The following is a 15,867-nucleotide window of genomic DNA, read 5'->3' as shown; positions in this document are numbered from 1 at the left end:
ATCTTGGGCGGATACCAGACCGGCACAAAGCCGGCACATTCCCCGAGGCGAAGATGACGAAAACCAAGGATCAGCGCATGGCAGCCGCGCGACCGTTACCCCGGAACCAGATTCTGGCCGGCGATTGCATCGAGGCGATGAACGCGCTGCCCGAAGCCAGCGTGGACCTGATCTTTGCCGACCCGCCCTATAACCTGCAACTGCGCGGCGACCTGCATCGGCCCGACCATTCCAAGGTCGATGCGGTCGATGACCATTGGGACCAGTTTTCCGGGTTCGCCTCGTATGATGCCTTCACGCGCGACTGGCTGGCCGCCGCGCGCCGCCTGCTGAAACCCGACGGCGCGATCTGGGTCATCGGCAGCTATCACAACATCTTCCGCGTCGGGGCCGAGATCCAGAACCAGGGTTTCTGGATCATGAACGACGTGATCTGGCGCAAGGCGAATCCGATGCCGAACTTTCGCGGCAAGCGGCTGACCAACGCCCATGAAACCCTGATCTGGGCCGCGAAATCGGAATCGTCGAAATACACCTTCAACTACGAGGCGCTGAAATCGCTGAACGAGGGCGTGCAGATGCGGTCGGACTGGGTGCTGCCCATCTGCAACGGCGGCGAGCGGCTGAAGGATGCGGCGGGCGACAAGGCCCATCCGACGCAAAAGCCCGAATCGCTGTTGCACCGCGTCATCGTCGGCACGACCAATCCCGGCGACGTGGTGCTGGACCCGTTCTTCGGCACCGGCACGACCGGCGCGGTCGCCAAGATGCTGGGCCGCGATTTCATCGGGATCGAGCGCGAGGAGCCTTATCGCACCGTCGCCGAAAAGCGCATCTCGCGCATCCGTCGGCTGGACGCCGAGGCGCTGGTCACCACCCGCGCCAAGCGGGCCGAACCCCGCATCCCGTTCGGCCAGGTTGTCGAGCGGGGAATGCTGCGACCGGGCGAGGAGCTGTTTTCCATGAACAACCGCCACAAGGCCAAGGTCCGTGCCGATGGCAGCCTGATCGGCAACGATGTCAAAGGTTCCATCCATCAGGTCGGCGCCGCCCTGGAAGGCGCCCCAAGCTGCAACGGCTGGACCTATTGGTGTTACAAGCGCGAGGGCAAGATGATTCCCATCGACATCCTGCGCCAACAGATCCGGGCCGAGATGGAGGGCGATCCGGCCCGTCCCAACTGATCTTCACGGTTCGCCTGGTTCCCCCGGCTGCCGCCATATGGGGGACCCGACTTGCCCCGCCATGTCCGCATGGCGGGGCTTTTTCGACGACGATCCTGTCATTCCCGGTGATAGGGCGCCCCCGCCAGGATCGTGGCCGCGCGATAAAGCTGTTCGGCCAGCATCACCCGGACCAGCATGTGCGGCCAGACCATCCGGCCCAGGCTGACCTGCCAGTCGGCCCGCGCCCGCAGCGACGCATCCAACCCGTCCGCGCCGCCGATCACGAAGCAGACGTCGCGCGCGCCGTCGCGCCAGCCCGCCAGCCGCAGGGCGAAATCGGGCGAGGTCGGCTGTTCGCCGCGTTCGTCCATCAGGACGAGGACCGATCCGGCGGGGATCGCGCGCGCCAGCAATTCGGCTTCGGCCGCCATGCCGCCGCCGCGCTTGTCCTCGACCTCGGTCATGGTGATCCTGGGCAGGCCAAGGCTGCGCCCGGCCTTGGCGAAGCGGTCGAGATAGTCGTCCACCATCGCCGATTCGGGGCCTTTGCGCAGCCGTCCGACTGCGGCGATATCGATCCGCATCAGGCGAGTGGGATCACAGCGCCGGGCGGGCCTGATCGCGGGCGCGGCTCAGGGCGTCGGCGGGCATCCACATCTTTTCAAGCTGATAGAATTCCCGCACTTCGGGGCGGAAGACGTGGACGATCACGTCGTCGGTGTCGATCAGCACCCAATCGCCGGTGTCCTTGCCTTCGATCCGGGGGGAACGGCCGGTGATCTGCTTCATGCGTTCGGCCAGCTTTTCGGCGATGGCGGCCACCTGGCGCGCGCTGCGGCCCGATGCGATCACCATGTGATCGGCCATGGCCGACCGTCCGCGCAGGTCGATCGTCACGACATCCTCGGCCTTGTCGTCGTCAAGCGAGGACAGGATGCGGTCAAGGATCTGGTCGCTGGTCAGATCATGACCGCTGGCGGTCGCAGCCGGCCCCATGGCCGACGAGACGTCTTGTGACAGGGTTATATCCTCCGGTCAGCGCGCCGATCGCCCCCGGCGCAGGGGATGGCCCAAAGATAGCATCTTTTCGGGCCATCTCAATGATCGCCGCCCGAATCCGTGCCGTCCGTCGGCGGATTGCCCGTCTGGACCCGCAGCGACGGATTGACAAGCCGCACCTCGCGCTGCGGAAAGGGCAGGGTGATCCCGTTTTCCTTGAACGCGTCCCACAGCGCCAGATAGACCTGCCCGCGCACGTTGGTCAGCCCGCCCGCGGCATCGTCGATCCAGAAGCGCAGCACATAGTCGATGGAACTGTCGCCGAACCCCGTGACCCAGCAGACGGCCTGCCGGTGGGTCAGGACACGCTTGACAGTCTTGACGGCGGCAATGGCGATGGCGCTGACCTGGTGGGGATCGTCGTCATAGGACGCGCCAAAGGTCAGATCCAGCCGCACGAAGCTGTTGGTGTGCGACCAGTTGACCACCTGGCCCGTCACCAGATCCTCGTTCGGGATAAGGTATTCCTTGCCGTCGCGCGTGACCACGCTGACATAGCGGGCGCCCAGTTCCTCGATCCAGCCGAAGGTGTCGCCCAGGCTGATGACATCGCCGGGCTTGACCGACTTGTCCAGCAGGATGATGACCCCGGACACGAGGTTCGACACGACCTTTTGCAGGCCGAAGCCCAGGCCCACGCCGACCGCGCCCGAAAAGACCGCCAGCCCGGTCAGGTCGAACCCCACGGCCTTCAGCCCGACGATGATGGCAAGGCTGAACAGCACGATCTGCAACAGCTTTGCGGTCAGCACCCGCATGGTGGGGGATATGTCCTGGTTCTGCGCCAGCCTGCCGGTAATCAGCCGCGACAGCAGCCGCGCGCCCCCGATCATCAGCCCCGTCACCACAAGGGCCTTCAGCACCGTCAACGCGGACAGGCGCAACTGGCCAACGGTGATGGCGATGCTGTCCAGGAAATCGCCCGCCGGGTCGGTCAGTTGCAGCAGGAACAGCGTCACCCAGATCCAGGCGCCCCAGCTGACGATGCGGCGCAACAGGCGGTTGGCGATCAGGCGCGCCACGAAAAAGATCACCAGCCACGCGGTGGCGATAGAGGCCGCCAGCGCGATCAGCGCGCTGCGCGACGGCCAGGTGATCTCTCTCATCACGAAGACGACGGACCATGCCAGCAGCACAAAGATCATCAGGCCCAGTCTGCGTGCGACCAGTATTCCCAGCCGCAGGCGCCATTTCGGCCAATGCTCGCGCGCCCGCAGCCAGGTGTTCCAGAACCGCGACGCCAGCCTGCCCGACAGCCAGGACAGCAGCATCAGCCCGATGATGGCGGCCAGCTGGGTCAGCCTGGTGGGCAGAACCATGATCTCGACGAACAAGGCGATGCGCGACCACAACCCCTGGGCAGCATCCACGACATTGGGACCGACAGGCTCCATCGTTCCTCCTGCTGAGCCGAATCTTGCCACAACGCCAAAAGGCGCATAAAAGATCGGCCATGTCCGGGTTCATCTATTTCGACATCCATGACCGCGCCCGCCTGCCCTCGCGGTTCTTTGGCGAAACGCGCGGCGTGACGGCGCGACTGTGACGGGCTGCGGTTCCGCCGCAGCCGTTTCCGCCACCGTCACGCATCACAGCCGAAAGCCCCTCAGCCATGAACACCGAAGCCAGGCCCGTGTCCGCGCGGACGCTTTACGACAAGATCTGGGATGCCCATGTGGTTGACCAGCAGCCCGACGGCACCTGCCTTCTGTATATCGACCGCCATCTGGTCCACGAAGTCACCAGCCCGCAGGCCTTCGAGGGTCTGCGGATGACCGGCCGCACCGTCCACGCCCCCGACCGCACCATCGCCGTGCCCGACCACAACGTGCCGACCACCTGGGACCGCGAACAGGGCATCGACAACCAGGAATCGCGCATCCAGGTCGATGCGCTGGACAGGAACGCCCGCGAGTTCGGTGTGCATTATTATCCGGTCAACGACATCCGCCAGGGCATCGTGCATATCATCGGCCCCGAACAGGGCTGGACCCTGCCCGGCATGACCGTGGTCTGCGGCGACAGCCATACCTCGACCCACGGTGCTTTCGGGGCGCTTGCCCACGGCATCGGCACCAGTGAGGTGGAACATGTGCTGGCGACTCAGACGCTGATCCAGAAGAAATCCAGGAACATGAAGGTCGAGGTGACGGGCCGCCTTGCCCCCGGCGTCACCGCCAAAGACGTGGTGCTGGCGATCATCGGCAAGACCGGTACGGCGGGCGGCACCGGCCATGTCATTGAATACTGCGGCGAGGCGATCCGGGGCCTGTCGATGGAAGGCCGCATGACCATCTGCAACATGGCCATCGAGGGCGGCGCCCGCGCGGGCCTGATCGCGCCCGACCAGACGACCTTCGATTACGTCAAGGGCCGCCCCCATGCGCCCAAAGGCGCCCAATGGGAAGCCGCCGTTTCGTGGTGGCGGACGCTGTTTTCCGACGATGACGCCCACTGGGACAAGGTCGTCACCCTGCGCGGCGACGACATTGCCCCCACCGTGACCTGGGGCACCTCGCCCGAGGACGCGCTGCCCATCACGGCATCCGTCCCCGCCCCCGAGGACTTTGCCGGCGGCAAGGTCGAATCCGCGCGGCGGTCTCTGGACTACATGGGACTGACCGCCGGGACGCCCTTGACGGGCATCGCCATCGATGCGGTGTTCATCGGATCCTGCACCAATGGCCGGATCGAGGATCTGCGCGCCGCGGCCCATATCCTGCGCGGTCGCAAGCTGGCGCCGGGCGTGCGCGGCATGGTCGTGCCGGGATCGGGCCTGGTGCGCGCGCAGGCCGAGGAGGAAGGGCTGGATCAGATCTTCAAGGACGCGGGCTTCGAATGGCGCCTGGCGGGATGTTCGATGTGCCTGGGCATGAATCCCGACCAACTGGCACCCGGCGAACGCTGCGCCGCCACCAGCAACCGCAATTTCGAGGGCCGCCAGGGCTACAAGGGCCGCACGCACCTGATGTCGCCCGCGATGGCGGCGGCGGCGGGGGTTGCGGGGCATCTGGTCGATGTGCGGGACATGGCCTCTGCCTCGGCCTGATCCAGGGACTGGTCCGGGCGCGACCCATGAAAATGCCCGCCCCGGTGGCCGGGGTGGGCATCACGATCAAAAGGCGTCAGGGGTTGCGGCGGCGGCGCAGGGCGGCCATTCCGCCCATGCTGGCGACCAGCAGCCATCCTGCCGCAGGCAGCGGAACGGGGGACGGATCGACGATGATGTCGCCCCGCTCTCCAAAGCGCAGGCTGTCGATGGCAAAGCCCGCGCCTTCGACTCCGGTCAGGCTGAACAGGACGCCGGCGATATCGGCGGCGTCGGACACCAGACCCAGGAATTCGATTCCCAATCCCACGTTGCTGACCGTGCCCAGCAGGTCGCCGTTGCGGTTGAAGGCCGTAAGGCCAAGAGAGCCGAAGTTGTCGAAAAAGCCCGCGTCGAAGCCGACGCCGAACTGATCGGTGTCGAACAGGACCGCGACCGTGCCGTTGAACAGCGGAGAGCCGGACAGGACCGGCGAATTCGGTGCCGCACTGTCACTGGTGATGAACGTGTCGGGTGCATTGGGATCCAGCGACAGCCCGGCGTTCGGTGTGCCGACCACGCAGGCCGACGGCACCCCGCCCGGACAGTCCGCAGCGGGATCCAGGCTGAGCGACTGGCCCAGAAACCACCCGTCGAACGTGACCGTCGGCGCCCCTGCGCCGCCACCGTAATCGGCCGGGTTGTAGGTCGGGTTGACGGCCCCCAAGGCGAACTCGCTGAAGGTAATCAAACCGGCCGACGGTTTGAAATTGGCCTGATCCACACGAACGACCGCCGCCGACGCCGCCGATCCGACAAAGGCCGCCCCCGCCAGGGACAGCGCCACCAAACGAAGCTTGGACATCATCATTACCATTTTCCCTTGTTACTGCATTGAAACGCGCAAAAGTGATCGCGAAACCATATTGCACCCGATTTTTTTCGCTCGCAATAAGTTTATCCGGGGCGATGTTCGATACTCAACTTGACAACCAGATCAGGCGGTTAAATAAGAAGATGTAAATCATCTTTCTCAATCATCGCATGGTTGCGTTATTCGGCGCATCCTGCATCCACAAGGCTATCATGGACAGGTTTACAACCCTTACAGGTATTGCGGCGCCCATGCCGCTGGTCAATATCGACACCGACATGATTATCCCCAAGCAGTTTCTGAAGACCATTCAGCGGTCGGGTCTGGGGGTCAATCTGTTCGACGAGATGCGCTATGACCGCGACGGCAATGAACTGCCGGATTTCGTGCTGAACCAGCCTGCCTATCGCGATGCGCGGATTCTGGTGGCGGGGGACAATTTCGGCTGCGGATCGTCGCGCGAACATGCCCCCTGGGCGCTGCTGGATTTCGGGATCCGCTGCGTCATCTCGACCAGTTTCGCCGACATCTTCTTCAACAACTGCTTCAAGAACGGCATCCTGCCGGTGGTGCTGCCGCAGCAGGCCGTGGACCTGCTGATGGAGGATGCGCGCAAGGGCGCCAACGCCCGCATGACGGTGGATCTGGAAAACCAGACCGTCACCACATCGGACGGGGTGTCCTTCGGCTTCGAGGTCGATCCGTTCCGCAAACATTGTCTGCTGAACGGCCTGGACGATATTGGCCTGACCATGGAAAAGGCCCCGGCCATCGAAAGCTATGAAACGCGGATGGCGCAGGCGCGTCCTTGGGTCTGACCGGACAGGCTTGCCGGGATCGGCCGCCGACAGGCGCGGACCGCATGCGGATCGTTTGCCCTTGGCCGGTTGCCGCAACCGCCGCACGGGCGTAACAAGGCGCAAACCATCCGAGAGGCGATATGACGAAACCTGTGGTCTTGTGCATTCTCGACGGCTGGGGCATTTCCGACCGTCCCGAACAAAGCGCGCCGGATCAGGCGGCGACCCCGCATTTCGACCGGCTGATGCGCGATTGCCCGCACGCCACGCTGACGACGTTTGGCCCCGACGTGGGACTGCCGCGCGGCCAGATGGGCAATTCCGAGGTCGGCCACACCAACATCGGCGCGGGCCGCGTGGTCGCCATGGACCTGGGCCAGATCGACCTGGCGATCGAGGACGGCAGCTTCGTTGGCAACGAAGGGCTGGTCCGCTTTGTCGAACGGCTGCGGGCGACGGGCGGGACGGCGCATCTGATGGGCGTTGTGTCGGACGGGGGCGTGCACGGGCATGTGGTCCATGTGCAGGCGGCAATTCGCGCGATTGCCGGGGCGGGGGTGCCGGTCGTGGTTCATGCCATCACCGACGGCCGCGACGTGCCGCCGCAATCGGCCATGGGCTTTGTCACGGAATTGCAGGGCAGCCTGCCCGAAGGCGCGCGGATCGGCACGGTGATCGGCCGCTATTACGCCATGGATCGCGACAACCGCTGGGAACGGGTCGAACGCGCCTATCGCGCCGTCGTGGCGGGGCAGGGGGAGCCGGCGCTGTCCGCCGATCTGGCCGTCACCGAGGCTTATGCGCGAGGCGAGACGGACGAATTCATCCCGCCCTTCGTCATCGACGGCTACAACGGCGCGATGGACGGGGACGGGTTCTTCTGCCTCAACTTCCGGGCAGACCGGGCGCGGGAAATCCTGACGGCGCTGGCCGACGAAGGGTTTGCCCAATTCGACACCGGCGACCGCCCCGAATGGGCCGCCCTGCTGGGCATGGTCGATTACAGCAGCCGCCACAACGAATACATGACCGCCGCCTATCCCAAGCGGCAGGTGGTCAACACCCTGGGCGCCTGGGTGGCCGCCCACGGGCTGCGCCAGTTCCGCCTGGCCGAAACCGAGAAATACCCCCACGTCACCTTTTTCCTGAACGGCGGCAAGGAAACGCCCGAGCCGGGCGAGGACCGCTTCATGCCCGCCAGCCCCAAGGTTGCGACCTATGACCTGGCCCCCGAAATGGCCGCCGATCAGGTCGCGGCCAAGCTGGAGGAGGCGATCGGCGCGGGCTATGACCTGATCGTGGTCAACTTTGCCAATCCCGACATGGTGGGCCATACCGGCAGCCTGCCCGCCGCCGCCCTGGCCTGCGAGGCCGTGGATCGCGGCCTGGGCCGGATGCTGGCCGCTCTGGACCGGACCGGCGGCGCGGCGGTGATCTGCGCCGATCATGGCAACTGCGAAACGATGATCGACCCGGACAGCGGCGGCCCCCATACCGCCCATACCACGAACCCGGTGCCGGTCATCGTTTACGGCGGGCCTGCGGGCGCGCGGTTGCGCGACGGACGGCTGGCCGATCTGGCGCCGACCGTGCTGGACCTGATGGGCATGGAAAAACCAGCCGAGATGACCGGCGAAAGCCTGATCGAGACCGCATGAAACTGTTTCTTTCCTTGGCGCTGGCCGCGCTGATCGCCCCCGCGCCCGTTCTGGCCCAGGACACCCCCCCCTCGGTCACCGCCGCCGTGGCCGAGGCGCAGGACGCCGCCGCCCAGCTGCGCGCCGCCATGGCCAAGCTGGCCGAGGCGGTGTCGGCCGACGATCAGGTGACGGCCTTGACCGATGTGATCCGGGGTTACGAACAGGGGCTGGCCGCCCTGCGCGAAGGGCTGCGGCAGGCCAGTGCCCGCGAACGGGATCTGCGCGCGGACTTCGAATCGCAGCGGGCGCGGCTGGCCTCGGTGCTGGGGGCGATGACGGCGTTGCAGCAGGCCCCCGAAGCCACGATGCTGCTGCATCCGGCGGGCGCGCTGGCCAATGCCCGGTCGGGCATGGTGCTGGAAAGCGTCACCCCCGGCCTGCGGTCCGAGGCCGAGCGGCTGGCCGACGACCTGCGCGAAATCGCCACGGTCCGCGAATTGCAGGGCGGGGCCGCGCAGATGCTGGGCAGCGGCCTTGCCTCGGTCCAGGAGGCGCGGCGCCTGCTGGCCAGCGCAGTGACCGACCGTTCCAGCCTGCCCGTGCGCTATGCCGATGCCCCGGCCGAGATGCAGGCCCTGCGCGATGCTGCGCAATCGCTGGACGACTTTGCGGCTGGCGTCGCCGGGCTTCAATTGGATGTGGGTCCGCCCATGGAGGATTTCGAGGGTGCGCAGGGCACCCTGCCGCTGCCGGTGGTGGGCACCATCCTGCGCCTTTACGGCCAGGCGGACGCGGCGGGCGTGGAGCGGCCCGGCTGGGTCATCGCCACGCCGCCGTCGGCCCTGGTGACGACGCCCTGGCCTGCGACACTCCGCTATCGCGGTCCCTTGCTGGATTACGGCAATGTGATGATCGTCGAACCCGCGCGGGGTTATCTTCTGGTCCTTGCGGGCATGGCGCAGGTTTTCGGAGAGGTGGGCGACGTGCTGCAAGCGGGCGACCCCTTGGGTCTCATGGGCGGGACCGAGGTGTCGGCGCAGGAATTCGGCGCGCAATTCGTGGCCGATGCCGCCATCGGCGGCAATGCAGGGCGGACCGAGTCCCTGTATCTGGAATTGCGCAAGGGGCAGGAAACTCTGGACCCGGCGGAATGGTTCGTGCTGAATCCCGTCGTGCAGCCGGAACAGGAATGAAGGCAGGAAAGGCCTGACATGAAACATTATCTGATCGCGGGCGTGGGCGGCGTTCTGGCCGGTGCGCTTCTGACCACACAGATCGCCGGGCCGCTGGTGGCGCAGGAAACCGGATCCAACGCCTCGATCTACGAACAGCTGGAACTGTTCGGGAACGTGTTCGAACGGGTCCGATCGGACTATGTCGAGGCGCCCGACGACAAGAAACTGATCGAGGCCGCGATCAACGGGATGCTGACGTCGCTGGATCCCCATTCCAGTTTCCTGTCCGCCAGCGATTACCAGGACATGCAGACCCAGACCCGCGGCAGCTTCGGCGGTTTGGGCATCGAAGTCAGCCAAGAGGACGGCTTGGTCAAGGTCGTCTCGCCCATCGACGATACGCCGGCGGCCGAGGCGGGGGTCAAGACGGGCGATTTCATCACCCATGTGAACGGCGAATCGCTGATGGGTCTGACGCTGGACGACGCCGTGGACATGATGCGCGGCCCTGTGGGTTCGGAAATCACCGTCACCATCCTGCGCGAGGGTGAAACCGAGCCGTTCGACCTGACCATGACCCGCGACATCATCAAGCTGACCGTGGTCAAGACGCGGATCGAAGGTGATTCGGTCGTCTTGCGCGTGTCCACCTTCAACGACGAAACCTATGACACGCTGAAATCAGAACTGGAAAAAGGCGTCACCGAAGCGGGCGGTATCGACAAGGTGACGGGCTTCGTGCTGGATCTGCGCAACAATCCGGGCGGGCTGCTGAACCAGGCGATCAGCGTGTCCGACGCCTTCCTGGACGCCGGAGAGATCGTCAGCACCCGAGGGCGCAACCCCGAAGAAAGCGAACGCTGGAACGCCGAGGCCGGCGATCTGGCCCAGGGCAAGCCGATGGTGGTGCTGACCAACGGTGGATCGGCCAGTGCGTCGGAAATCGTCGCGGGCGCGTTGCAGGATCACCGCCGCGCCATCGTGGTGGGCGAAAAGACCTTCGGCAAGGGATCGGTCCAGACGGTGATGCCGGTCACGGCCGACAGTGCGATCCGGCTGACCACGGCGCGTTATTACACCCCGTCCGGCCGGTCGATCCAGTCGCTGGGCATCCAGCCCGATATCCTCGTGGCCCAGCCCGCCCCGCCGCCCACGTCCGAGGAGGACGAGGAAGGGCCGCGCAGCCAGTCGAACTTCGGCCGATCCGAGGCCGACCTGCGCGGCGCGCTGAACAACGATTCGATCAGTGACGACGAAAAGCAGCAGATCGAGGACGAGGCCGCCCAGGTCGAGGCCACCGCCAAGCTGCGCGAGGAAGATCACCAGTTGGCCTATGCGGTGGACATCCTGAAAGGGCTGGCCGCGGTGGACTTCCGCGCCGATCAGGTTCCGGCTGCGGCCACCCCCGCCGTGACGGGCGAGGGATCGGGCACCGAAGGGTCGGGTGCGGCCAACACGAATGGCTGACGCCAAGCGGACCGGGCCGGGGGGGTTGCCCTATCGCCCCTGCGCGGGCGTGGTGCTGATTAACGGCGATGGCCTGATCTTTGCCGGTCGGCGCATCGACATGCCCGGCGCCTGGCAGATGCCCCAGGGCGGCATCGATGACGGCGAGGATCCGCGCCAGGCCGCCTTGCGCGAGCTGGTCGAGGAAACTGGGGTGCCTGCGGACAAGGTGGAGGTTCTGGGGGAAACCCCCGGCTGGGTTTATTACGACCTGCCGCCCGAACTGCTGGGCAAGGTCTGGAAGGGCCGCTATGGCGGCCAGCGCCAGAAATGGGTGCTGATGCGGTTCTTGGGGGACGACGCCGACATCCGCATCGACACGGATCATCCCGAGTTCGAGGAATGGCGGTGGATGCCCGCAGCAGCGCTGCTGGAGAACATCGTGCCGTTCAAGCGCAGGGTTTACGAGGAGGTGCTGGGGGCGTTCAAGATGTGGGCTCGTTAGCTTGCAACCAGATCAGAACTGTGTGTCGATACCCCTGTCATAATTTATCGTACTAAGAAACATTGCCCGTATCTGAACTTATATTTTGAATCGAGAATCAGGATTTGGTGATAGTGGTTAATTGTGTTACTCTCGGAAAAATGAGGGTAGTGGCTGATGTTCAAGATTTTTCCATTCCTGTCGTTGATGATCGCTCTGTCCGCGTGTCGATATGAAAGCACGAATGATCTTCGATCATCGTTTGATCGATACTCTCCACAAAGTGTTTTTCCCGACGGGCGGCATGTTTTTGTCAGTGCGGACGGAAATCAGCTTTTGACACTTGATGTATCCCCCGATGGCGTCTCTGCAAAGCATCAGAACGGCGGATCGTCCCCTTTGAATGCGACGTTGCTTGAGGTTCTGGGTTCCGATCAGTTGCCTGAACGAAGTTTTGTTGCGTTCGAGGAAGGCGCTCGGTCCGAAACCGGACAAAAATTCTTTTACTATCCCTTTATGTTCAATGAGTCGAATATCTGGTGGATGCGTCCATCGTCCGAGGTCGAGATCGCGACAGTTTCGGACCTGGCGCAGCATATTTCGACTGAAATAGGGCAAAAGCGTTTCATCAACTTCCAGATGGTCCCTGAATCGCAAAAGAGGATCGTCATATCCTTTTTCGAGCAGAAGCGTGCCGAACGGCAGCAGGAAGCCCAGACCCGGAATAATGCGTCAGACCGAGCGCCGCCCGTTGCGCACCCGGTGCAGCCTCGACAGCAGGCTCAAATCAAGGGCTTCACGGTTGGCGATGGCGTTTATGTGCAGGGTTTTTTGTCCGATGAGACAGCGTTGATCCAAGACATTGATACCCAAAGCCAACGTGTAAAAGTCTTTCGTTATTCGGACGGGGTTTCGGAATGGGTTTCTGCTGATCGGATCATATCGCGCGGTCAATCGACCGCGAATGATGTAGGCCGCACCGCCGTAGGCGTCGCCGCGATTGTCTGCCTGCTCAGTCCTGATACGTGCAAACCGGCACAAAGATGACGCCGCCCTCAGCAAAAACCGGGCGGGCCAGGGTGGTGCCCGACCGGTTTTGTATCAACAGCTAGCGCCGCAACTGACCCAGCAGGATCGACGTCGGATACCCGTCCGGCGTCACCCCGATGGACCGCTGATAGGCCGCGACCGATTCCATCGTGGCCGATCCGAACAGCCCGTCGATCTCGCCCTGGTAGAACCCCTTGGCGCGCAGGCGCTGCTGGATTTCCTGCCGCTCGGACGTGGACAGCGCGCGGTCGTTCCTGGGCCAGGATCCCTGGATGCCCGGTCGCCCGGCGATGCGTTCGCCCAGGAAGGCCACGCCAAGCGCATAGTTGTCGGAATTGTTGTAGCGCAGGATCGACCGGAAGTTGTCGAGGATCAGGAAGGCCGGGCCGTTCGCGCCCGCCGGCATGATGATCGACCCGTTCCCGCCCGGCAGCGCGCCGCCGCCCATCCGGCGCACGCCCTGGGCTGACCAGTCGGACCGGCGCGTGCCCTTGCCGATCAGGCCCATGTTGAAGCCGGACGGCAGCTGCACCTCGGCCCCCCAGGGCTGGCCCGGCACCCAGCCGTTCCGGCGCAGATAGTTCGCGGTCGAGGCCAGGGAATCGGTCGGATCCTCGGACCAGATGTCGCGGCGGCCGTCGCCGGTGAAATCGACGGCGTAATCCAGATACGAATTCGGCATGAACTGCGTGTGGCCCATCGCGCCCGCCCAGCTTCCCAGCATGTGTTCGGGGTCTGTGTCGCCCGCCTGGAGGATCCGCAGGGCGGCGATCAGCTGGTTTTGGAACATCTCTCCGCGCCGTCCGTCATAGGCCAGCGTCGCCAGCGACGGGATGATCTGCATCTTGCCACGGTTGGCGCCAAAGTTGGACTCCATCCCCCAGACGGCCAGCACGATCTCTCGCGGGACGCCGTAACGCGCCTCGATCTGCGACAGCACGCCCGACAGTTGCGCGGCCTTTTGCCGTCCCGTGGTGATGCGGACATCGGACACCGCGCTGTCCAGATACAGCCAGACGGGGCGGCTGAACTCGGCCTGCTTGCGGTCCAGGCGGATCACCTCGGGGTTGTAGCGGGCGATGCGCATGGCGCGGTCATAGGTCGCGGGCGACACGCCCGAGGCGACCGCGCGGGACCGGAACGACTGGACGAACCGCTGCAACCCGGCCTCGTCGCCGGCGGATGCGGCGGGGATCGGCGCGGGGACGACCGGCGCGGTCGAGGACATGCCCCCCGGCGCGCGGTTCATCGGCCCTGCGCAGGATGCCAGGGCGCCCACCAGGGCGGTGGTCAGGAAGATGCGGGAAAGGGTCATGAAATGCCTGTTCGTGGACTGCTGCTGTTCTTGTTGGGGAACAGTCTAGCGAAGACACTTCCGGTTGAATAGGGCCGCGTCGTTTTTCAGAACTGCGGCGGGTCGTCGTCCGATACCGCGCCGCAGCCTTTGAAGAACGGCTGCATCTGCGCGATGATGACCGAATTTTCGTCAAGCGCGCGCGTCATCAGCCCCCGTTCGTCATCGTCGATCTCGTGCCCCTCGGCCAGGCGTTCGTCCAGCGTGCCATAGCCCGTGACGTCCAGCGGGGACAGGTCGGCCTGTTTCAGGATGGCGACGGTTTCACGCACCGCCTCGGCCTCGTCGCGGCCCGCAGCATAGCACATCAGCGCGGCGCCGGTGCAGCCATCGGGCAGGCCGTCGTTCTTGGTCCGGCCGACCTCGACCAGCAGGGTATAGACGTTCATGGCAAGCCTCCGGGCCGATGCGGCCTTGCAACAGCACGGCTGGCGCGGCAGAGCAAGCGAAACCGCACAAGCGGACATGGGGGGGCGGCATGAGCAAGAGTCTCGCACGGGTCAGGGCGGCCCTGGATGCGGCGGAAGTTGCCGTCGACATCCTGGAGATGGCGGACAGCACCCGCACGGCCGCCGATGCGGCGCGGGCGGCGGGGTGCGCCGTCGATCAGATCGCCAAGTCGATCATCTTCCGGGCCGAGGATACCGGCCATGTCGTCCTGTTCCTGACCGCGGGCGGCAATCGTGTCGATCCCGCCCTTGCCACGGCGATTGCCGGACAGCCGCTGGGCAGGGCCGATGCCGCGCTGATCCGCGCGGAAACCGGCTTTGCCATCGGCGGGGTGGCCCCGGTCGGACATCTGCGGCCGGCGACCGCATTCTTTGATCCGCGCCTTCTGGACTTTGACCGGGTCTGGGCCGCGGCGGGCACGCCCCGGCACATCTTTGCCATCGCCCCGCAAGTGCTGCTGGATCTGACCGGGGCACGGGTGGCTGATTTCACATCGTAAGCAGGCGTTCCACCAGGGGGCTGTCCGCCCGTTCCAGCCCTTCGATCACATCGAAATGGTGACGGCCGGGATCGGTCACGCATTCGGTTGCGGCGCCCAGCCCCGCCCAGACATTCGCCAGCAGGCGGGCGTGGCGGATGAATTCGGGACGCTCGGCCCCGCCGACCCAGGTGGACACGGGGATGCCGGGGCGCGGGGCCAGCAGCGCGGGGCTTTGGGCCGCAGCCTCGGCGGCGTCCAGCCGCAGCGTTTCGGCCATGGCGGTGCGCAGCAGCGGGCGCAGGTCGGTCAGCGGAGAGATCGGCACACAGGCCGTCACCCGCGCGGCCACCGAATCAGGCAGGATATCCGGGCAGATCATCCGCGCCGCCAGATGCCCGCCCGCCGAATGGCCGGTCAGGGCGATGGGGCCATCGACCTGCGCGGCGGCTTCGACGATCAGGGCCGCGACCTCGGCCACCATCTGCCCGATCCGGGCCTGGGGGGCCAGGGTATAGGCGGGCACCGCAACCGCCCAGCCGCGCATCAGACCGCCTGCCGCCAGATGCGACCACAGCGACGGATCGAAGCGCATCCAGTATCCGCCGTGGATGAACACCATCAGCCCCCGCGCGGTCCCCTGGGGGCGGAACAGATGCCCCCGGCCCAGCGGGCGGGGCGGATGCCTGTCGCGAAAGGATGCTGCGGCCGCAGTCCATCGGGGCACAAAGGTTTCGGATTGCGGAATATGGGCGGCGTTGGCATAGGCGTCGTCCCAGTCGGTGACATGATACAGCATCGGTCCCTCTCTTTCCGGCAGCAAAGGCTGCTGCTAGCGTGGCCGTCAAGACAGGGAACCGATC

General features: G+C 65.3%; 16 protein-coding genes. 9 read left to right on the top strand and 7 right to left on the bottom strand.

The window, feature by feature from the left end:
- Positions 1-77: 77 nt before the first annotated feature.
- Positions 78-1,184, top strand: coding sequence for a site-specific DNA-methyltransferase (locus CHB77_RS07005; protein ID WP_089387620.1), 1,107 nt, complete (start codon positions 78-80; stop codon positions 1,182-1,184).
- Positions 1,185-1,282: 98 nt separating this feature from the next.
- On the opposite strand, the gene rlmH is transcribed toward CHB77_RS07005, so the two are convergent.
- From rlmH to CHB77_RS06990, 3 genes are all read right to left on the bottom strand, one after another.
- Positions 1,283-1,750: a 23S rRNA (pseudouridine(1915)-N(3))-methyltransferase RlmH gene (rlmH, locus tag CHB77_RS07000; RefSeq protein ID WP_089387457.1), complete on the bottom strand. Its 468-nt coding sequence runs from the start codon at positions 1,748-1,750 to the stop codon at positions 1,283-1,285.
- Between the two features lie 13 nt (positions 1,751-1,763).
- The gene (gene rsfS / locus CHB77_RS06995) at positions 1,764-2,162 is read right to left on the bottom strand and encodes a ribosome silencing factor (RefSeq protein ID WP_089387456.1); all 399 of its coding nucleotides are present in this window, start codon (positions 2,160-2,162) and stop codon (positions 1,764-1,766) included.
- Between the two features lie 101 nt (positions 2,163-2,263).
- A complete protein-coding gene (locus CHB77_RS06990; RefSeq protein ID WP_089387455.1) occupies positions 2,264-3,619 on the bottom strand; it encodes a mechanosensitive ion channel family protein in 1,356 nt (451 codons plus the stop codon).
- Positions 3,620-3,858: 239 nt separating this feature from the next.
- Here CHB77_RS06990 and leuC point away from each other — a divergent pair, with 239 nt between their 5' ends.
- On the top strand, positions 3,859-5,274 hold the full coding sequence (leuC, locus tag CHB77_RS06985; RefSeq protein WP_089387619.1) for a 3-isopropylmalate dehydratase large subunit: 1,416 nt from the start codon (positions 3,859-3,861) through the stop codon (positions 5,272-5,274).
- A gap of 76 nt (positions 5,275-5,350) precedes the next feature.
- On the opposite strand, the gene CHB77_RS06980 is transcribed toward leuC, so the two are convergent.
- Positions 5,351-6,124 (bottom strand): VPLPA-CTERM sorting domain-containing protein, encoded by a 774-nt coding sequence (locus CHB77_RS06980; protein ID WP_207303018.1) that lies wholly within the window; start codon positions 6,122-6,124, stop codon positions 5,351-5,353.
- A gap of 215 nt (positions 6,125-6,339) precedes the next feature.
- On the opposite strand from CHB77_RS06980, the gene leuD reads away from it, so the two are divergent.
- The 6 genes from leuD (at position 6,340) to CHB77_RS06950 (ending at position 12,719) form a co-directional block, all read left to right on the top strand.
- On the top strand, positions 6,340-6,945 hold the full coding sequence (gene leuD / locus CHB77_RS06975) for a 3-isopropylmalate dehydratase small subunit (RefSeq protein ID WP_089387454.1): 606 nt from the start codon (positions 6,340-6,342) through the stop codon (positions 6,943-6,945).
- 122 nt (positions 6,946-7,067) lie between these two features.
- Positions 7,068-8,585: a 2,3-bisphosphoglycerate-independent phosphoglycerate mutase gene (gene gpmI, locus CHB77_RS06970; protein ID WP_089387453.1), complete on the top strand. Its 1,518-nt coding sequence runs from the start codon at positions 7,068-7,070 to the stop codon at positions 8,583-8,585.
- Positions 8,582-9,760: a murein hydrolase activator EnvC family protein gene (locus tag CHB77_RS06965; RefSeq protein WP_089387452.1), complete on the top strand. Its 1,179-nt coding sequence runs from the start codon at positions 8,582-8,584 to the stop codon at positions 9,758-9,760. Before gpmI ends, CHB77_RS06965 begins: the two co-directional genes overlap by 4 nt.
- 18 nt (positions 9,761-9,778) lie before the next feature.
- Positions 9,779-11,209, top strand: coding sequence for a S41 family peptidase (locus CHB77_RS06960; RefSeq protein WP_089387451.1), 1,431 nt, complete (start codon positions 9,779-9,781; stop codon positions 11,207-11,209).
- Positions 11,202-11,693 carry an RNA pyrophosphohydrolase gene (locus tag CHB77_RS06955; RefSeq protein WP_089387450.1) on the top strand — a complete coding sequence of 164 codons (492 nt, stop codon included), beginning with the start codon at positions 11,202-11,204 and terminating at the stop codon, positions 11,691-11,693. The genes CHB77_RS06960 and CHB77_RS06955 overlap by 8 nt, the downstream gene beginning before the upstream one ends.
- Positions 11,694-11,849: 156 nt before the next feature.
- Positions 11,850-12,719, top strand: a complete 870-nt coding sequence (locus CHB77_RS06950) for a hypothetical protein (RefSeq protein WP_131023324.1) — start codon at positions 11,850-11,852, stop codon at positions 12,717-12,719.
- Between the two features lie 61 nt (positions 12,720-12,780).
- Here CHB77_RS06950 and CHB77_RS06945 read toward each other — a convergent pair whose 3' ends face one another.
- Both CHB77_RS06945 and CHB77_RS06940 read right to left on the bottom strand, forming a co-directional pair.
- A complete protein-coding gene (locus CHB77_RS06945) occupies positions 12,781-14,037 on the bottom strand; it encodes a lytic murein transglycosylase (RefSeq protein WP_089387448.1) in 1,257 nt (418 codons plus the stop codon).
- Positions 14,038-14,123: 86 nt separating this feature from the next.
- Positions 14,124-14,465 carry a hypothetical protein gene (locus CHB77_RS06940; RefSeq protein WP_089387447.1) on the bottom strand — a complete coding sequence of 114 codons (342 nt, stop codon included), beginning with the start codon at positions 14,463-14,465 and terminating at the stop codon, positions 14,124-14,126.
- Positions 14,466-14,554: 89 nt separating this feature from the next.
- Here CHB77_RS06940 and CHB77_RS06935 point away from each other — a divergent pair, with 89 nt between their 5' ends.
- Positions 14,555-15,025 carry a YbaK/EbsC family protein gene (locus CHB77_RS06935; RefSeq protein ID WP_089387446.1) on the top strand — a complete coding sequence of 157 codons (471 nt, stop codon included), beginning with the start codon at positions 14,555-14,557 and terminating at the stop codon, positions 15,023-15,025.
- Here the strand turns inward: CHB77_RS06935 and CHB77_RS06930 are convergent.
- Complete coding sequence (locus CHB77_RS06930; protein WP_089387445.1) at positions 15,015-15,803, bottom strand: alpha/beta hydrolase; 789 nt, start codon at positions 15,801-15,803, stop codon at positions 15,015-15,017. The genes CHB77_RS06935 and CHB77_RS06930 overlap by 11 nt on opposite strands.
- Positions 15,804-15,867: the final 64 nt, after the last annotated feature.

It is taken from the genome of Paracoccus sediminis (genome assembly GCF_900188295.1).
Taxonomy (GTDB): Bacteria; Pseudomonadota; Alphaproteobacteria; order Rhodobacterales; family Rhodobacteraceae; genus Paracoccus; species Paracoccus sediminis.
This window is presented reverse-complemented; position numbering and strand designations above follow the sequence as displayed.